Here is a 17672-nt window from a genome sequence, read left to right as displayed (position 1 = left end):
GGCCGGCGGTCTGTATCTCCGACGGCCGGCACACCGGCACCCGCGTACGAGGAGAGCATCATGACCGCCACTTACACCTTCGACGTCTTCTCCAGCCTCGACGGCTTCGGCGCCGCCGGCGGGAAGTGGACCGGCTACTGGGGCAAGCAGGGCCCCGAGCTCCTCGACCACCGTCTCGCCCTGTACGACGAGGAGCAGCGGATGGTGTTCGGAGCCCACACCTATCGGGCGTTCGCGCGGATGCTGGCGTCGAGCACCGAGACGTCCGATGTGCGTGACCCGTGGGTCACACGGATGAGGAACCTGCCGGCGACGGTGGTGTCGAACACGCTGGTGGGCCCCATCGACTGGCCGCACGGGACCGTCGCGAAGGGCGATGCCGTGGACGTCGTCGCCCGGCTCAAGGAGGAGTCGGAAGTGCCGTTGCGCTCGCACGGCAGTCTGTCGATGAACCGGGCGCTGATGGCCGCCGGTCTGGTCGACCGGGTCCAGGTGACGCTCTTCCCGGTGATCACCGGTGAGACCGGCCTCGACCCGATCTTCAAGGGCGCGGCCGACTTCGACCTCGAACTGATCGAACAGACGACGCTGGACGGCCACATCCAGGAGCTCGTCTACCGGCCCGCCCTGCACGTCTGAGCCGCCACGCCGTCAGGCGCGTGGGAAGCCGCCGGGCGCCCTCGCCGGTGATGCGGGCGAGTTCCTTCGCGGGTAGCTGGTGCACTTCCTTCCCGTCCAGGACGACACGGCCCGCGCGCGGCGCGAGCAGCCGGCTGACCTCCCTGCTCACGTCGCGCCTCTCTCCTGGCTGTTCACGACAGGAACTCGATGTACCCGTCGGTTCCGTGCACGCGGATCCGCTGCCCGTCCTGGATCAGGCGGGTCGCCTCCGCCACTCCTACGACGGCGGGCAAGCCGTACTCCCGTGCGATCACCGCGCCATGGGTCATCAGGCCGCCCACCTCCGTGACCAGGCCCGTGATGCCGACGAACAGGGGTGACCAGCTGGGGTCGGTGTAGGCCGTGACCAGGATGTCACCCTCCTCGAGGTCGGCCTCCGCCATGTCGAGGATGACGCGGGCCCTGCCCTCGATCGTCCCGGCGGAGACCGGGAGGCCGACCAGGGCACTTTCCGGCACGTCCTCGCGCCGGTACGACCCGGCGACGGCCTCGCCGTCCGACGTGAGGACCCGGGGCACCGTGAGCGCCTGGTACGAGCGGAACGCTTCCTTGCGCCGCTGGATGAGCCCGGCGTCCGCCTGCTCCGAGCGCACGACGTCGTGGAACTCCTGGAACGTGAGGTAGAAGACGTCCTCCTTCTCCGGCAGCACACCGGCCCGCACGAGGCGCTCGGCCTCCCGCATCAAGGCCTGCTTGTAGACGAAGGAGCGGCTGACGATGCCGTACTTCGGGTACTCGCGGTAGCCGACGAAGGTCCGCAGCCGGTCGATCGTCTCCTTGGTCTCGGCGGCCTTGCGCTCCCCGTCCGGCAGGGCCCGCAGGCGGGTCAGCACGTCCTGTTCCTTCTTCCGCGCCTCCTGCCGCCCTTCCTCGAAACGCCGTGCGGCGGCGCCCGGTTCGAAGATCCTGACGTTGTCGAGGATCACCGGCAGCAGCGTGCCGGGGCGCTCGCGCCAGCGCGGCCTCGTGATGTCGATCTCGCCGACGCAGCGCATGCCGTAGCGGTCGAGGTAGGCCTCGATGGCCTCGCGCGCCTCGGTGCCGCCCGCGAGTTTGGGCAGCTCGTCCAGGAAGCTGTCGTCCTCGACGCCCTGGAGGAACGCGACCACCTCCGGATGCGGGCGGATCACGTCAGCGACATCGAGGAGCGCGAGCCCCATCTCCGAGGTGATGTTGTCGGGGGCGCTCAGCGTGAGCGTGTCGGCGGCGTTCTTCTCGCCCAGCCATTCCTGGAGGTTGTCGTTGAGCCACCACGTGGCCTCCATCCCCGCCATGATCGCCTGCATGCTCAGCCGGTCACCGAGGACCCTCTTGTGCTCCGCGAAGGCCTCGAGGAGGAAGTCGAACAGCTCCGGTCCGGTCTTCGTCCGGATGTCGCGTTCCAGGGCGGCGATCGACGTCCGGCTGCGCTCGATCAGCTCGGTGACGATGGCCGGATCGGTGGCGATCGGGGCGGGTGCGCCACCGGCAGGAGCGCCACCGGCAGATGTGCCGCCGGCCGGTGCCCCGCCCGGCGGCGGGCCGGTGGGAGCCGCGTCCGGGAGCGCCGGGACGAAGTCGCTGCGGTCGAGGACGGTCTCGAGCGCGTCCCTGAACAGCGGATCGCCCTTCCCCACCATGTCCAGGAGACCGGCGCGGCTCGCGGGCGAGGCCAGGCGCCGGGTGACGTCGACGAACAGCCTCCCGCCCGCCTCGTGCATCTCCACCATGGCCGTCAGCTGCCACACGGAGATCCCGAGGGGCTTCATGGCGTCGGTCATCATCTGCTGATGGCCGACGGAGAGGTAGACGTGGTTCTCCTGGTCGTCGGCCGCGGGGACGGGGAACAGCGTCGTGATCGGGCGGCTCTGCACGATCCGGAAGTCGTCGTCGACCAGACACCATTCGATGTCCTGCGGGCGGCCGAAGTGCGCTTCGATCTGCCGCCCGAGCTGCACAAGCCGTACGACCTGGGCGTGCGTCAGCGCCGGCTGCTCCTGCCGCTCCGGGTCGACGGTCACTTGCCGCGTGCCGCCCGCGGGCAGGGCGTGAATGGCGCGCTGCTTGGCGGCGATCACCTCGGCGATGATCTCGCCGTCGCGCACCTTGAAGACGTCCGGGTTCACCAGGCCCGAGACCAGGGCCTCGCCGAGTCCGAAGCCCGCGTCCACGGTGGCGACCTTCCGGTTGCCGGTGACGGGGTCGGCCGTGAACAGGATGCCGGACGCGTACGGGAGGACCATCTGCTGCACCACCACGGCCATGTGGATCGCGCGGTGGTCGAAGCCGTTGCGCAGCCGGTAGGTCACGGCCCGCTCGGTGAACAGCGAGGCCCAGCAGCGGCTGACGTGCCTGAGGACCTCCTGCGGCCCCACGACGTTCAGGTACGTGTCCTGCTGGCCGGCGAAGGAGGCCGTCGGCAGGTCCTCCGCCGTCGCGCTGGACCGGACGGCGTAGGCGGCCTGCTCGCCGAGCCGGGTGACCGCCCCGGTGACCGCGGCCGCGAGATCGCCGGGGACGGTGATCTCTTCGATGCTCCGGCGGACCTCCGCGCTGAGCGTGCGGATCCCCTCGCGGTCATCGGGGTTCAGGCGCGACAGCTCGAGGAGCCGGTCGTCGATCGAGGGCTCTTGCGCCATGACCCGCCGGAAGGCGTCCGTCGTCACGCAGAATCCGCCCGGCACGCGGACACCCTCGATCCGCGACAGCTCCCCCAGGTGTGCGCCCTTGCCGCCGACGACGGCAGACTGCGTCCCGTCGACCTCGTGGAGATCCAACACGTACTGCTCGCTCACTGCGCTACCTCCGTGGCCTCCGGCCGGGCGCGTCGTGCGCCCCGTTTCCGCAGGTTGTGGCCTCGGCCGAAGATTCTGCGCCACCCCCCGGGCCTTGCCGCAAGCCCCCAAGTGAGCTATAGGTTAGGAGTGGCGAGGAGAGCGATCTCCTTGCCTTTTCCTTTTGGCGGCCATTTTCGCCACGGCACCTGCACTGAACCGGCAGGCGCAGGCTCCGTCTACCCGACGCGCTCGATGCGTGCCTTGCGGATCAGGAACTTTCCGGGCTCGCGGACTTCCTCGAACGCTTCGTTGTTGAGGAGTACGCAGCTGCCCGACGTCGAGGTGACCTCCACCGTGGTGGACTTGGCGTTGTCCAGGTTCGTCACCTTCAGCTGCGTACCGACGGGGAACTCGTTGCTGGAGGCGGCCGGTGCTCCGCCCTCGCCGGACAGCGTGACGGTGGAACCGGCGCAGACGACCTCGCCTTCCGCTCCCGCGTCCGAGCCGCCGTCCGCGGGCGGGGCCGTGGTGGGGGCCATGGTCGTGGCTTCGTCGCCCGGTTCCTCGGCCGGGGGCTGCGCAACGTCCCCACCGGCGCCCGGCCCGGCCTCCGCGTCCCCACCCCCCTCGCAGCCCGACGCCGCCTGCTTCCGCCTGATCTCCTCGATCACCGCTTCCCGGTTGGCGATCCGCGCCGCCGACTGCGCATCGGGGTTCGCCCGCTGGCCCGCGATGAATTCCTCGTTGTTGGTCAGCGCGGTGGCCAGGCCGTCACACGCCACCGAGGCCTGGCTCGTGCCGGTCATCACCACGGCGGTGCCCGCCACCAGGGCGGCGGCTCCCACCAGGAGAGCAACCTTTTTCCTGCGGCTGAGGGTCTTCTTGCGCGACACGTGCGACTCCTGTCCCCGGCGGTGTACGCCGGCGCCGGATGGGTTTCCGTGTGCCGTCACGTACGCGCAGCAGTCCCATTCGTCTCAACCGCCCCATCGACAACTGCGGAGCTACCTCAATGGCATGATCGACCTCGCGACGGGGGCGCCCCATCACCTTCCTTCACCGGAAACCACGTCACGCAACACGAAGGGGCATCTATCTGAACATCACCTACCAAATCGGTTAAGTAATTGATACCTACAGCTTCGCGGGTGTTCTCACGCATAGACCGCACCATCAAGTCCGGCGCATGGCGTCAGCCACGGGTGATCCTGTGGACCGCGGCGTGCCTGGTGGCCCTCGGTTTCCTCGTCGCACTGGAGATCGCCGCGCGCCGCTACGGCGGCATGCCGGGCCCGATCACCAACCAGGCGCGGGAGGTGCTGCTCCCGCCCAAACCGGGCCCGCTGTACGGCGGCCTGGCGCTGATGATGGTGGTGCTCACCTGGCGGCAGCGGTTCATCGCGGCCGGTGCCGCGATCGCCATCGACCTCGTCTTCGTGCTGGTGCGGTGGGCGATCGACGCTGACGTGCCCGAGGGCCAGTTCTTCGGCAACGGCGCGTTGTGGGTGATGCTGGGCTGCGCGTTCATCGCGATCACGCGCCGCACCGGCAAGGAACGGACCCTGCTCCTCAAGGGCGTCGGCCTGGGGCTGCTCCTCGTGGCAGGACGCAAGACCGGTGACACCTGGCTGCTCATCACGGCGAAGACCCGCCCGACCGTGCTCGACCCGTACGTGGCGATCGCCGATCACGCCCTGGGCAGCCCGTCATGGCTGGCGGGCCGACTGCTCAGGGCCAGCGGCCCGGTCACCACCCATGTCCTCGACCTGGTCTACGCCCAGCTCGCGGTGGCCGCGATCGCCGTCGCCCTCTACCAACTGCGCAACGTGGCGTCCGAGGGCCGCTTCCCGCGCCACCACCTGGTGCGTACGTTCCTGGTGATCGGCCTCATCGGACCGGCCTTCTACATGATCTTCCCGGTGGTCGGGCCGATCTTCGCCTACGGCCCCGGCACCTCGGGCACCGGCGGCGTGGAGTGGGCGACGGCCAACCTGTGGCCGCACACACCTCTGCCGATCACCGTCCCGCACCCGGTGCCGTACGACGGACTGACCCCGCGCAACTGCATGCCCAGCCTGCACACGGCGTGGGCCACCGCGATCTTCATCCACTCCCGCAAGGGCCCGCGTCTTCTGCGGTACGCGGGTACGTTCTGGCTCGTCGCCACACTCAGCGCGACCCTGGGCTTCGGCTACCACTACGGCGTGGATCTCCTGGCCGGCATCGTGTTCACGCTCACCGTCGAGGCGGCGCTGCGCTCACTGGACCGCGGCTGGAACCGGCAGAGCATTCAGCTGGTCGCCTACGGCTCGACGGTGTTCGCCGCGCTCCTGGTCTCGTACCGCTATCTCCCGATGGAGATGGCCGCGCACCCCGCGATATTCGGCCCGCTGCTCATCCTGGTGACCGCCTCGGTGATCTACGGCTACGTACGCACCACCAGACAATGGGACCCGAAAACCGCACCGGCACTACGGCCGGAGCCACAACCCGAACCGGTGTGAGCCGTTACGAAGCCGCCATGAGCTTGTCATAGACGAGCCGGAATGGCGGGCGCGCGACCGGCGGTTGCCGTGAGTATGACCATTGGAGTAGCGCTCTCACTTCAGGACCGAGTCGACGGCACGGTGCACCTCGCGCGGGAGGCCCACGAGGCCGGACTGCGCTCCGCGTGGTTCGGCCAGACCTTCTCGTACGACTCCCCCACGCTCGCCGCGATCGTCGGCCGGGAGGTGCCGGGACTGCATGTCGGCACCTCGGCGATCCCGGTCTTCGGCCGTCACCCCCTGCTTGTCTCCAGCCAGGCCCAGACGGCGCAGGCCGCGACCGGCGGCCGCTACCACCTGGGCCTCGCGCTCGGCACGAAGAAGCTGACCGAAGAGGCCTTCGGCATCCCCCACGAGCGTCCCATCGGCCGCCTGCGCGAATTCCTCACCGCCATCCGCCAGTTGCTGGAGACGGGCACCTCCGACTTCCATGGCGAGCTGCTCACCGCCACCACGCCCCTGCCCGCGCGGGTGCCCGGCGCCGAGCCGCAGGTGCCGCTCCTGGTGGCCGCGATGGCTCCGCAGGCACTGCGCGTCTCGGGTGAACTCGCGGACGGCATCCTGCCGTTGCTGGCCGGTCCGCGCGCGCTGTCCGAGCACATCGTCCCGGCCGTCACCGCCGCGGCCGAGGCGGCGGGCCGCCCCGCGCCCCGGATCGTGGCCTTCGTGCCCGGCGTCGTCACGGCCGACGCCGAGAGGGTACGGGAGACCGCGACCGAGGCCCTCGCGTTCTACGAGCAGTTCCCCTCCTACCAGCGCGTCATCGCCCTCTCCGGCGCCACCCGGGCCGCCGACCTGGCCGTCATCGGCGACGAGGAGACCGTCGCCGCCGAGGTACGCCGGTATCAGGAAGCCGGGGCGACGGAGGTGGTGTTCACCTCGACGGAACTCGCCGGCGACGCGGACCGCCGCCGCACCTGGAAACTGCTCGGAGAGCTGGCGAACGGCTGAGCTGATGTGATGTGCACCGGGTCGCCCCGCGAAGGCGTGTGACAGGGAACGGGGCGGCCCGGCGCTGCGGGTGGTGGTCAGCCGGCGACGGTGGCGAGGTTGCCGGGCTCGTAGGCGCCGCCCTGGTTGTTGAGGATGACGCCGAGGCGGTTGGTCGCGTTGATCATGGCGATCAGGGCGACAAGGGCGATGGTCTGGTCCTCGTCGTAGTGCTTGCGGACGCGGGCCCAGGTCTCGTCACGGACGCCTTCGTGGCCGTCGTTGATGCGGGTGCCCTCTTCCGTGAGGGCCAGCGCGGCCTGCTCGGGCTCGGTGAACACGGTGGAGTGGCGCCAGGTGGCGACCAGGTTCAGGCGGGCCGCGCTCTCGCCTGCCGCTGCGGCGTCCTTGCCGTGGATGTCGACGCAGAAGCCGCAGCCGTTGATCTGGCTGGCGCGCAGCTGCACCAGCTCCCGGGTGGCCTTGGGCAGCGTCGACTCGTGGATCACCTGGCTGACGGCGTAGATCCGCTTGCCGATCTTGGCGCCGGTCTCGTTCGCGAACAGGTTCATACGGGGTTCCATCAGAATGTCCTCGCTCGTGGGATCGTGTGCCGCGCGGATCGTCCGTGCGGCGTCCTGATGCCCATGAGTCGCCGGCGGCCCCGGCCCTGTGACAGCACCCCGATGTGACGCACGCCACCTGGCCCGGGTGTCACAGGAGGGCGGCGAGCGGCGACTTGTGGGTGACACGCACATGAGGCGCGACGGGCGGGAGCCGACGATGGACGAGCGCACGGAGCAGGAGCAGCGCACCCGGCAGGAGACCGGCGTGGGCGGGCACGACTCCCGCGCCGGGGGCACGGACGCGGCCACCGAGGCGTTCGTCGCCCATCGCAACCTGCTGTTCACCGTCGCCTACGAGATGCTCGGCTCCGCGTCCGACGCCGAGGACGTGCTCCAGGAGACGTGGCTGCGCTGGGCGGACATCGACCAGGAAACGGTGCGCGACCGGCGTGCCTTCCTGGTGCGCATCACCACGCGCCAGGCCCTGACCCGGCTGCGCACGCTGCGTCGGCGCAAGGAGACCTACGTCGGCCCCTGGCTGCCCGAACCCCTGCTCACCGCGCCCGATGTCGCCGAGGACATCGAGCTGGCCGACAGCGTCTCCATGGCGATGCTGCTCGTCCTGGAAACCCTCGCCCCGACCGAACGGGCCGTGTTCGTGCTGCGCGACGTCTTCGATCTCGGGTACGACGAGATCGCGCAGGCCGTCGACAAGACCCCCGCCGCGGTCCGCCAGATCGCCCACCGCGCACGAACCCACGTCGCGGCGCGCCGCCCCCGCGAGGTCGTCTCACCGGCCCAGTCACGCAGTGCGCTCACCGCCTTCCAACAGGCCGTCGAGACGGGCGACTTGCGGCGCCTGCTCGACTTGATCGCCCCGGACGTCGTCCTGCTGACCGACGGCGGCGGAGTCGTACGGGCCGCGCTGGAGCCCGTCGTGGGCGCCGAGAAGGTGACCGCCGTACTCGGCAGGCTCGCCTCCGCGAGCCTGCACCCGGCGCAGGTCAACGGCTGCCCCGCGTTGATCCTGCGCACGGGCGGCGCGATCGACTCCGTGTTGGCGGTCCGCCTGGAAGGCGGCCTCATCACCGGGCTCTACGCCGTCCGCAACCCGCAGAAGCTGTCCCGCGTCGATCGGGAGACGGCGGTGGGCCGCTGATTCCGGGAGGACAGACCACCGAACGTGGGCGACCCCGCATCGGGGGCGCGCCACCGCCGACCGCGCACGAGCACGTACGAGCACGTCAGAAGTTGCTTCGTGAGTACTGTTCCAGGGACCTCTTGGCGACGTCCCACTGGCCTGCTCGGATCGTGTACACGGCGAAACTCTGGTCGTTCACGTCCCCGTACGGGTCGAAGGAGATGCGGCCCATCGCCCCGGTGAGGGAGACCCCTTGCAGGGCCTCGACGACTTTGGCGCGCGGGTTCTCCGGCAGCTTGCCGCCTCTCTCCGCCACCTTGCCGACCGCGTGGATGATCGCCCGGGTCGCGTCGTAGGAGTAGCCGCCCAGGAGGCCGTAGCTCTCCTTGTAGTCGGCTTTCTTGTAGTCCTTCACGAACTTCTTGCCGTGGACCAGGCCATCCGGGCTCGGCCGGACGGTGATGTAGGCGCCCTCGGCGCCTTTGCGGGCGGTCGTCCTGAACTCGTCGCCGAAGAGGAGATCGCCCCCGGCGAGCACCACATCGGCTCCCTCCTTTTCCAGCTGGGCCCCCAGCCGCCCCGCCGCGGGTGCCTCGCCCCCGTAATAGACGACGTCGGCACCGGAGTTCTTCACCCTGGCCACGACGGCGGAGAAGTCCTCGTCCTGCGCGTGGACGTGGTCGGCGCCGACCACTTTGCCGCCCAGCTTTCTGAACTCGGTCTCGAATCCGGCCGCGAGGCTGGCTCCGTAGTTCCCCGTGTCGTGGATGACGTAGGCCTTGGACTTCTTGGCCTCACGGTGCAGGAAGCGCGCGCCGACGTACCCCTGGACGGCGTTCGTGGGCACCGTCCGGAAGAAGGACCCGGCGGGACGGTCCGGCTCGGCGCTCTGCCACTTGACTCCCCGTGTCAGCGACTCGGCGGTGGCGCCGGGGGACACGAGCGCCAGATGCGCCGCGTCCAGCGGCTTCTGCATCGCTGCGGCGGTCTTGTCCCCCATCGGACCGACGACTCCGATGATGTCCTTGTCCTTCACCAGATCAGCGGCGTTCCGCCGTCCTTCGGAGGACTGGCTCTTGCTGTCGTACACCTTGATCTTGAAGGTGACGCCGTCCACGGCTTCGTCCTTGTTGGCCTGTCTGACGGCAAGGTCGGCGGAGTTCTTGATGCCGCTCGCGTAGGGGGCGAATTTTCCGGTGATGGGGACGTCCACGCCGATGGTGACGACCGTCTTTGCTCCCGCTCCGCCCGAGGAAGAGTCGTTCGACCCGTTGGCGTCCTTGTCGCGGAGGCTGAGCGCGGCCGCCACGGATGTCGTGGCGACGACAGCTCCAAGTACCGCAAGGGACACGGCCGTACGTTTCCTGCTGATGCGGCGGCGCATTGGGGCGGGCGGGCTCCCCCGCGTGGCTTCCGGGGCGGTCGGGGCGGCCGGGGCTTCCGGGGAGGGCTCCTCCGGTGGAGCGGGGGCCACGTTGCGGGCCAGGGCGATCAGGCCGCCGGTGTTGCGGTTGCGCTGCTGGGGCAGCGGCCGGGACTTCTGCGCCAGCTCACGGCGCAGATGCCGGTACAGGCTCTCCATGTCGAGCGGATCGGGCGCCCCGGGCACGCCCTCGGTAAGGGCGGTGATCAGCTCGCCCGTGAACGCCGTGTACTTCTCGCCCGGCGGCGAGAGCGCCACGCTGGTTTCGGCGGAGGCCGTCAGCAGGCAGCTGCCCTCGACCAGTGCCTGGTCGGCGAGGTGCCCGCTCGCGCTCATCCGGCCGATCAGCGCGCGCCCGCTGTAGCAGCAGTCCAGGATCACCACGGTGCGGCGGGCCCGGGACTGCGGGGCGAGGACCGCACGGCGCAGGTACTCGTAGCGCAGTGATGTGTACTCGCGTTCGACGTCGGAGTCGGGCAGCGCGAGGTAGAGCTCGTCGGTGTGGGGGTCGGTCAGGCCGTGGCCCGCGAAGTAGACGACCAGGGTGTCCTCGGCCCGGCGGGCGGCCCGCTGCACGGTGTCGAGGACCGTCTGGGCGCTGTCCGGCTGGTCGAGCACGGTACAGCGGTCGCCGGGCAGGCCCCAGATCCCGGGGTCCTTCAGTGCCCGCGCCAGACCCTTGAGGTTCTGCTTGACCGCCGGGAGCGGAGGGAGCGTCGTGTACGCGTGTACGCCCACAAGGACCGCCACCGAGCGGCTCGGGTCGGCGAGTTCGGCCACGCGCTACTCCGTGTCTCTGTGGTCGTCCCCTGCTCCCAACGCCCGCAGAACCCGCTCCACCGTCTCCGCCGAGCCGTCCTCCACGGTGACCGTCACTCCGTCGCGTTCCACCCGCACCTGCGGCGCCCGCGGGCGTGAGCCGCGCCAGGCGGCCACCGCGACCAGCAGGTTGCCCAGGGCGATGGTGTTGGCGAGGACGACCTCGATCACGTCCTGGGCGCCGCCCATGTGCCCGCGCCCCGGCACGGCGGCCGCCAACGAGACCTCGGCACGCCCGCGCAGTTCCCCGTCCGCGATCAGCCAGCGGTACAGCGAAGACGCGCGGTCGCCGCCACCGCCGTCCCCGTCCCCGTCCCCGTCCCCGTCCCCGAAGGCGAGCCGGACTTGCATCCGCCCCATTTCCCCCCCGCCTCTCCCTCTGCCTCTACCTCTACCGGCACAGATCCGCAGTGCTGCACATGGTAGAGATCCGGCGACGCCCCCGTGGCCTATCCGCACGAAGCACACCGACCCTGCGCACTTCCCCGGCACGCACACAGAATCGGGGCCTCACTCGGAAGAGTGCGACCCCAACTCACGCGTACATGAGCCTAGTTAGGTGTGGCGCGCTAGAAGAGCCGCTTCACGTTGTCGCCGAACAGAGACATCACCGGGTCCGGAGCAGCATGGCCCGCCCCTCACGGGCGCCGATGTACGCGACGCCCAATTCCGAGAGCACCGCGCGGCGAGATCACCGGGCGGTGTGGGCGACGAATACGGTGCTGCGGACGCGTTGGTTGCGCGGGTCGTGGGACTGGTCGACCCGGTCGACGCGGTACCCGTCTTCGGTCAAAATCCGTAGCCAGCCCTGGATCGAGTACATCCATCGCACAACGGGGACGCGGCCGGTGGCCGGGGTGTAGACGATCATCTGGCGGCGGCCTTCGGGAGCGCCGGGGGCTCGGGTCATGCAGGAGAAGACGAGCCGCCCGCCGGGCTTGAGTCGTTGGCGCAGGGCGGGCAGGAGTTGGTGGGGGTCGGCGAACCAGAGTCCGCCGAACACGGAGAACACGGCATCCAACGGCGGCAGGTGGGGGGTGATGCGGATGGCGTCCCCGAGCCACCACTCCAGCCGTTCTTGGCCGGCGTACTGGGTGGCGGCCTGGTGGATGCGCACGGGCGAGACGTCGTTACCGATCCCGCGAGCGACCCCGTGCTGGGCAATGTGGGCGAGGTGGCTGCCGTTGCCGCACCCCAGTTCCGCGATGGTCGCGCCCGCCAGGGAGCCCAGGAGCTCGACGCCTGGCCCCGGCGCGTCGCGAAAGTGCCAGTACAGGAACGGTTCTTGGCCGGTGCGGGTGGCGGCGAGGGTGTCCCAGGCTTTGCGGTTGAACGCGGCGTCCTGCTCGGTGACGGTGCTGGGCATACGTGCGGCTCCCGGGGAGTCAGGTGAAGGTGCCGGCGGAGTCGGTGGTGACGGGCAGGTGGTTGAGCTCTTCGGCCTTGCGGGCCAGGAGGTAGGCAGGGTGGCCTCCTCGCTCGGTTTCGTGGATGAGGTCGAAGCCCTGGTGGTCGCGGTAGTAGCGCACGAGTCCCGGGTGTCCGCAGCCGCGCCGCACCCAGAGCTTCCCGGCGCGGGCTGCATGAGCCAGAGCCCACCAGGCCATCAGGGTGCCCGGCTTGGCGGCCCGGTGGTCGGGATGGGTAAAGGTGGTGGCCAGGAAGAGCGCGGGCTCGGCGCGCTCGCTATCGGTCCATCCCCATGCGGGGGTCTGGTCGTAGAGGCTGGTGAAGCCGATGCTCTCTCCCTCGGGGGCGAGCAGGGCCCAGACAGGGGTGTGGCCGTTCCCGGCCTGCGCGGCGATCTGTTCAGCCCGGCCGTCTTCGAGGAGGTCCGCACCGCCGATCTTGCCCGTGCGCAGCATCCAGGCGGCGCGGGCGCGGATCAGGTCGGCGTAGGCGGTGCGGTCGTGGGCGGTGGCGGGGCGCATCACGTACATGTCTTTGAGGCTCTCAGTGGTGGGCGGCGCGGTGGGCGAGGTCGGCGGCGACGACGTCGGCGAGGCGATCGTCCGTGGCGCGGATGTCGCCGGATTCGATGCGCGTCAGGGCTTGGGTGAGGGTGTCGGCGTCGACGAGCTTGGCGTCGATGAGGGGAGATCCCTGATCGAGAAGGCGCCACACCTGTGCGGGCAGAGTGGTGCGGATCGCAGTGTTCATGACGTCGGTGAAGTTCTCCGGCAGGGGTGGCTCGACGACCAGTTCGGACAGGCCCAGGGCGGCCAGCCTGCGGCGGTGCAGGCTCTTGCGGGAGCGCCAGGAGCGGGGCAGCCACTCGCCGAAGCGGATCATGTCCGGATCAGCGAAGGGGTGCAGCGGCCAGATCCCGGCCTCCAGCAGCAGCGGCGCGGCAGATGCCATGGCGAGCAGGGTCATTTCGTTGACGACGGCGGGCGGACAGGTGTCCCCGTCCACGTCCATCAGAGCCTCGCGGGCGGCGGGGCCCAGCCACTCGGTCATCGCGTGCCCCGGGCCCACGGGTTGGTGCGGGGCTTCCTGCGGAGTGAGGGCGACCATCTCGTCTCCACCGATCCCGGTGACCACGGTACGGATGCCGGCCCCGGCCAGTTGGTAGACGAGGGCGGCGGTGGACTCGTGGTAGGGCTCCTCGTAGGGGTAGACGTATCCGCTCAGGGCGCGGCGTCCATCTGGGTGCAGGGGTGGCAGGGCCGGCGTGGTGATGTCTGTGCCAAAGCGCCCGGTGCGGAGCATCTCGGCGCGACGTGTGCGCTGTTGCCTTCCCATGGGTCCCGGGAGCAGCATGGCCGAAGCGGTGATCCTTCCGGGGTGGCACAGGGACAGGTGGGTGCCGGTGATGGCCGAGTCGAAGCCGCCTGAAAGGTGCGCGCTGGTGGTGTCCGGGTCGTAAAGGTGCCGGTCGAGCACCGCATCGAGCATCCTGCCGTAGGCGGTCAGTACATCGGCATCGTCGGCGAGAGTGCGAGCCTTAGAGTGCAGCGCCGGGGCAGGCTGTTCGAAGCGGATCGGTCCATGGCCGTCGTAGCGGGCGGTTGTGCGCTCGGTCAGCCGGTACAGGCCGGTGAAACAGGTGTGGTGGCTGTAGCGGAACCACAGGCTGAGCAGTCGCGCCGTCTCGGCGACATGGAAGTCCACGCGAGGCATGCGCTTGACGAGGTCGGCGGTGGTCCACGACCCGTGCAGCACACCGTCGGCGGCGGTCAGATACAGCGGGGCGGTGCCGCGTTCACCGGCCCTGACGCTGACCGTGCCGTCGGGCGCAAGATCGATGGCGATGAAGTTCAGGGGCCAGGCCAAGAGCTCCGCGCGAAGCTGGCGGAAGGTGGTTGTGGTCAGCTCCACGACGGCACGTCGGGCATCGCCCGCGCGGTGGGCGTCTCGCTCGCGGACATGGACAAGCGCCTGCCCGGTGTCGCGGTCGGTAAGGGCGATCGCATCCAGGGACGGATGATCGAGCGGGGCGACCCACGACGGGCCGCACTGAAGGCGGGTGTTGTTCCACGCCCAGCCGTCGGCCTGGCGGCTCATCGGGGCGGGTTGGATGCGCAGTTTGAGCACGGGTCCTCCAAGAGGCGCGGTGCAGGGCCCGGCCGGGCGAGGTCTGGGCCTGACCGGGCCCTGCAAGCACGGGCGCTGGGGCGGGTCAGACCTTGAGGCTGTCGTACTCGTGGTTGGTGTCCGAGGAACCTGCTTCCTTCTTGTAGGCGAAGCGGGTTGCAAGATCAGGGATGTCGAACTGGGCGCGGTCGGTGAACATCTGACCCAGATCGATGCCGCCGAGGGTGGTGGCCTGCAGGCTGGTGGACTGGTCCAGGCGTTGCTTCACGGTGGGTTCCTTTCGTCGGTGGTGCTTCGGTGGCGGGCGGATCTGCCCGCAGGACCCCGTACCGGGCCGCCTCGCAGCAGAGCGAGGGCGGCTGGTCAGGCCCGGCACGGGAGTTGGAGAAGGCGTCAGGCGCCCGCCACGGTGTGGATGAGGAGCATGCTGAAGGCGATCACGACCATCGAGGCCAGCGCTGTGGTGATGACCGTCTCGGCCACCGTCGAGCGCACCGGGCGCCGAGATCGGTAGGCCTCCCAGTGGTTCACCACGTCGGCACCATCGCGTTCTTGAGCAGACGGCACGCTCCGGCGAGGAGGTAGAGCCGGGCGGCGGGGTTGGTGAAGGCGCCGGTCTGCTGGTCGTGATGAACGGATCTGGCGTGGCTGATGCTGTCGGCGAGGACATCGCGAGCGCGTTGCTCGGCAGGGCTGCGCCCCGGCATGCGGCCCAGGTGGTACTCGGCGGGCGTGATCAACGCGGCCAGGTAGATGGCCAGTTCGGCGGCCACGGCGTCGGCGAGGCGGCTGCTGGGGTCAGCGACGGCGAGTCCTTCGGCGCGGTGGACGGCGTTGTCGACGAGAGCCAGGTCCACGGGGTCGCTGGTCTGGTGGTGAGGGGTGGTCATGGCGGTCACCGTGGGCTCCCTGGGGTGGACGAGATGGTTCCGTCTGGTTCCTGACGTACAGCCAACTACCGGTCACGCTGCGCGGGTACCGTGAAGGAATAGCGCGGACGTAAACGCCGTAAAAGCTGTCGGAGCTGGCGGGAGAATCACTCATGGCAGGCACCACGCGTACGCCGAACACCAGGCTGGCCAACCTTCTTGACCAGGGGCAATGCCAGCGCGAGGAGCTCGCCCGCGCCGTGAACCGCATCGGCGCCCTCGCCGGGATGCCGCTGACCTACAGCGGCCAGTCCGTTTCGATGTGGCTGCGCGGGCACCAGCCAAAACAACAGGTCAGGGCGATTGTGGTGGCCGCCCTGGCTGAGAAACTCGGCAGGCCCATCACGCACGAGGAAGCGGGCATGGCCCTCCCCACGTCCGCCGACGGCTCGCAACGCCTCGACACTGTGGAGGAGTTGATCGACCTGGGAAGGGCGGACATGGATCCCTCTCGACGCGGCGTTCTCGCCGCGGGTGTATTCAGCGCGGCGCTGGCCGTGCCCGTCTTCGGCACGGCGGCGGCGCACGCCAGCGATCCGGTCTCACCGGGCAAGGCCACCACCCGGATCGGCGGCTCGCAGGTCGCCTCGGTGCGGCGCACCACCGTCAGGATCGCCGACATCCTGGACGAGGACGGTGCAGGCCACGCACGGCCGATGGCGGCCGCATTTCTGGTGAATACAGTCGGGCCGTGGATGAAGGCCCAGGCCTCGGGCCCCGTCGCAGCCGACATGAAGGCCGCAGCCTCGGACCTGACGTACCTGACCGGCTGGATGGCTATGTACGAAAAGGACCACGCCGCCGCCCAGCGCTGGTATCTCAAAGCCCTCTCACTCGCCGACGAGGCCGGGGATCACGTGACGTACTGCCGCACACTGCGGGGCATGTCGTTGCAGATGACGAGCCTTCGGCACGGCCGCAAGGGGCTGGAATTCGCCGACAGCGCCGCCGAGGCCGCACCGCAGGCCGGCCCCCGCCTGGTGGCCTTCCTGCGCGGCCAGCAGGCCCACGCCGCATCCATGGTCAAGGACCGCAAACAGGCCCACACCCGGCTGAGCGAGGCCGAGGCCGCGCTGTCGAAGGCCGACAACCGGCGTGACGCGGTGGGCGGATACGACCGCACTGCCTGGCTCTTCCACCTCTCGCACGTCCTGTACGAAGAGCGGGACCTGCCCGGAAGCATCAAAGCACTGCAGGACTCCATCAAGGTCCAACCGGCCCAGGAGCGGCAGGGCCGCGTGCACTCCTACGCCTTGCTGGCCCAGCGGCAGCTCGCCCACGGACATCTGGATGCGGCGTGCGCCTCCTGGAATCGATTCCTGGACGAATACGAACTCGTCTCCTCCGCACGCGGCGACGAGCATTTCGGGACGATGCGCCGGGAGATGCGGGCTCATGCCGGGGCTCGGCCGGTGAAGGAACTGGGGGGGCGGGCGCGGCAAGTCGCAGCCCTCAAAGCTTAGAGACTGGAAGACGAGAAACGGACGCATTGCCACTAGGAAGCTGGAAACCGAGGCGCAGATCCTGAAGCCGATCTCACGCTTCTCGCCGAGCAGTGTGAGAACAGCTTAATGAGCCAGGCCGCCGACTTCACCGACCCGAATTCCGGGACACCCTCGCGTCGGCGGGGAGGACCCGAGCCGGTCGGTGAGCTGCTCGCGCAGCTGCGGAACACCCCCGCGTCCGTGGGGCGGTTCACCTCCACCCGCTCGCCCAGAACTCCGAGCAGTACCTCGTGCCGCGCCTCGCCGAGGCCGTCGCCGCGGATCCACCGCCCTCGGACCGGTACGCCGGCGAGCATGCCATGCCGAGCTGGTGCTCCTCGCGGCTGAAAGCACGATCCATCGCCTTCTCGGCCGCAGGCCCCACCCGGCTGGCAGCCCCCTAACCCCTGAACTCCAGGAACGGAAGGTCGACCACGAATCCCCCTTCCGGGGCCGGGTCGGCCACGCGGCGCGGTTCGGGCCGGGGGACACGGAATTGCCCAGGGCCTCGCGTCTCCTGGCACATCGATCTATCTCGCGGGTCCACCACCACACCCTCGACCCCAGATGGCCAGTGTCCGGGCAGCCAAGCATCTGCCCCGTCCAGTCCCGCTCGCCCCCAATCGCTCGCACTGCAGCCGCAGCATGCCCCGAATCGGCGCCGCCAGACCAAGATCCGGACCATTTCCGGACCAGCCCTCGACCGAAGGCTGCACCAACTACCCTTTTGCCTGATCAGCGTGGGTTCTACTGCTGTACCGCCAGCAGACGAAGAACACGCTGCCCCCGTTTGCCCGAGGGGGCACGATGTCGGTGGGCCCTCATTCTTCGGATTCAGCGCAGGGCCGCGGCCCGTGCCG

The 17672-nt window shown here is 69.8% G+C and carries 16 protein-coding genes and 1 pseudogene; 5 read left to right on the top strand and 12 right to left on the bottom strand.

Annotation, left to right across the window (positions count from 1 at the left end; all coding sequences use genetic code 11):
* The first annotated feature begins 60 nt into the window (after nucleotides 1-60).
* A complete protein-coding gene (locus ABZ906_RS31470; protein WP_361388525.1) occupies nucleotides 61-639 on the top strand; it encodes a dihydrofolate reductase family protein in 579 nt (192 codons plus the stop codon).
* 52 nt (nucleotides 640-691) lie between these two features.
* Here ABZ906_RS31470 and ABZ906_RS31465 read toward each other — a convergent pair.
* From ABZ906_RS31465 to ABZ906_RS31455, 3 genes and pseudogenes are all read right to left on the bottom strand, one after another.
* Nucleotides 692-790, bottom strand: a pseudogene (locus tag ABZ906_RS31465) (ABC transporter ATP-binding protein); the annotation flags it as partial.
* 22 nt (nucleotides 791-812) lie between these two features.
* Nucleotides 813-3455: a rifamycin-inactivating phosphotransferase gene (rph, locus tag ABZ906_RS31460; protein ID WP_361388522.1), complete on the bottom strand. Its 2643-nt coding sequence runs from the start codon at nucleotides 3453-3455 to the stop codon at nucleotides 813-815.
* Nucleotides 3456-3673: 218 nt separating this feature from the next.
* Nucleotides 3674-4330 carry a hypothetical protein gene (locus ABZ906_RS31455; protein ID WP_361388519.1) on the bottom strand — a complete coding sequence of 219 codons (657 nt, stop codon included), beginning with the start codon at nucleotides 4328-4330 and terminating at the stop codon, nucleotides 3674-3676.
* A gap of 312 nt (nucleotides 4331-4642) precedes the next feature.
* Between ABZ906_RS31455 and ABZ906_RS31450 the strand changes: the two genes are divergently transcribed.
* Entirely contained in the window at nucleotides 4643-5941 is a 1299-nt protein-coding gene (locus ABZ906_RS31450; protein ID WP_361388792.1) for a phosphatase PAP2 family protein, read from the top strand.
* Nucleotides 5942-6016: 75 nt separating this feature from the next.
* Nucleotides 6017-6934 carry an LLM class F420-dependent oxidoreductase gene (locus ABZ906_RS31445; RefSeq protein ID WP_361388516.1) on the top strand — a complete coding sequence of 306 codons (918 nt, stop codon included), beginning with the start codon at nucleotides 6017-6019 and terminating at the stop codon, nucleotides 6932-6934.
* Between the two features lie 77 nt (nucleotides 6935-7011).
* Here the strand turns inward: ABZ906_RS31445 and ABZ906_RS31440 are convergent, their stop codons facing one another.
* Complete coding sequence (locus tag ABZ906_RS31440) at nucleotides 7012-7497, bottom strand: carboxymuconolactone decarboxylase family protein (RefSeq protein ID WP_361388513.1); 486 nt, start codon at nucleotides 7495-7497, stop codon at nucleotides 7012-7014.
* A 199-nt stretch (nucleotides 7498-7696) separates the two neighbouring features.
* On the opposite strand from ABZ906_RS31440, the gene ABZ906_RS31435 reads away from it, so the two are divergent.
* A complete protein-coding gene (locus ABZ906_RS31435; protein ID WP_361388511.1) occupies nucleotides 7697-8638 on the top strand; it encodes an RNA polymerase sigma-70 factor in 942 nt (313 codons plus the stop codon).
* A gap of 85 nt (nucleotides 8639-8723) precedes the next feature.
* Here the strand turns inward: ABZ906_RS31435 and ABZ906_RS31430 are convergent, their stop codons facing one another.
* The 8 genes from ABZ906_RS31430 to ABZ906_RS31395 form a co-directional block, all read right to left on the bottom strand.
* Entirely contained in the window at nucleotides 8724-10823 is a 2100-nt protein-coding gene (locus tag ABZ906_RS31430) for an ABC transporter substrate-binding protein (RefSeq protein ID WP_361388508.1), read from the bottom strand.
* Between the two features lie 3 nt (nucleotides 10824-10826).
* A complete protein-coding gene (locus ABZ906_RS31425; protein ID WP_361388505.1) occupies nucleotides 10827-11222 on the bottom strand; it encodes a hypothetical protein in 396 nt (131 codons plus the stop codon).
* Between the two features lie 331 nt (nucleotides 11223-11553).
* Entirely contained in the window at nucleotides 11554-12228 is a 675-nt protein-coding gene (locus ABZ906_RS31420; RefSeq protein WP_361388502.1) for a class I SAM-dependent methyltransferase, read from the bottom strand.
* 19 nt (nucleotides 12229-12247) lie between these two features.
* Entirely contained in the window at nucleotides 12248-12802 is a 555-nt protein-coding gene (locus ABZ906_RS31415; protein ID WP_361388499.1) for a GNAT family N-acetyltransferase, read from the bottom strand.
* A 13-nt stretch (nucleotides 12803-12815) separates the two neighbouring features.
* A complete protein-coding gene (locus ABZ906_RS31410) occupies nucleotides 12816-14399 on the bottom strand; it encodes an asparagine synthase (RefSeq protein ID WP_361388496.1) in 1584 nt (527 codons plus the stop codon).
* An 85-nt stretch (nucleotides 14400-14484) separates the two neighbouring features.
* Nucleotides 14485-14667, bottom strand: a complete 183-nt coding sequence (locus ABZ906_RS31405; protein ID WP_361388493.1) for a hypothetical protein — start codon at nucleotides 14665-14667, stop codon at nucleotides 14485-14487.
* Nucleotides 14668-14792: 125 nt separating this feature from the next.
* Nucleotides 14793-14933 carry a hypothetical protein gene (locus ABZ906_RS31400; protein ID WP_361388490.1) on the bottom strand — a complete coding sequence of 47 codons (141 nt, stop codon included), beginning with the start codon at nucleotides 14931-14933 and terminating at the stop codon, nucleotides 14793-14795.
* On the bottom strand, nucleotides 14927-15289 hold the full coding sequence (locus tag ABZ906_RS31395; protein WP_361388487.1) for a hypothetical protein: 363 nt from the start codon (nucleotides 15287-15289) through the stop codon (nucleotides 14927-14929). Before ABZ906_RS31395 ends, ABZ906_RS31400 begins: the two co-directional genes overlap by 7 nt.
* A 152-nt stretch (nucleotides 15290-15441) precedes the next feature.
* On the opposite strand from ABZ906_RS31395, the gene ABZ906_RS31390 reads away from it, so the two are divergent.
* Nucleotides 15442-16791 carry a hypothetical protein gene (locus ABZ906_RS31390; RefSeq protein ID WP_361388484.1) on the top strand — a complete coding sequence of 450 codons (1350 nt, stop codon included), beginning with the start codon at nucleotides 15442-15444 and terminating at the stop codon, nucleotides 16789-16791.
* Nucleotides 16792-17672 lie beyond the last annotated feature (881 nt).

It is taken from the genome of Streptomyces sp. NPDC046925 (genome assembly GCF_040644915.1).
Lineage (GTDB): Bacteria > Actinomycetota > Actinomycetes > Streptomycetales > Streptomycetaceae > Streptomyces.
The sequence above is the reverse complement of the archived record's forward strand: the minus strand, read 5'-3'. Positions and strand labels throughout refer to the sequence as shown.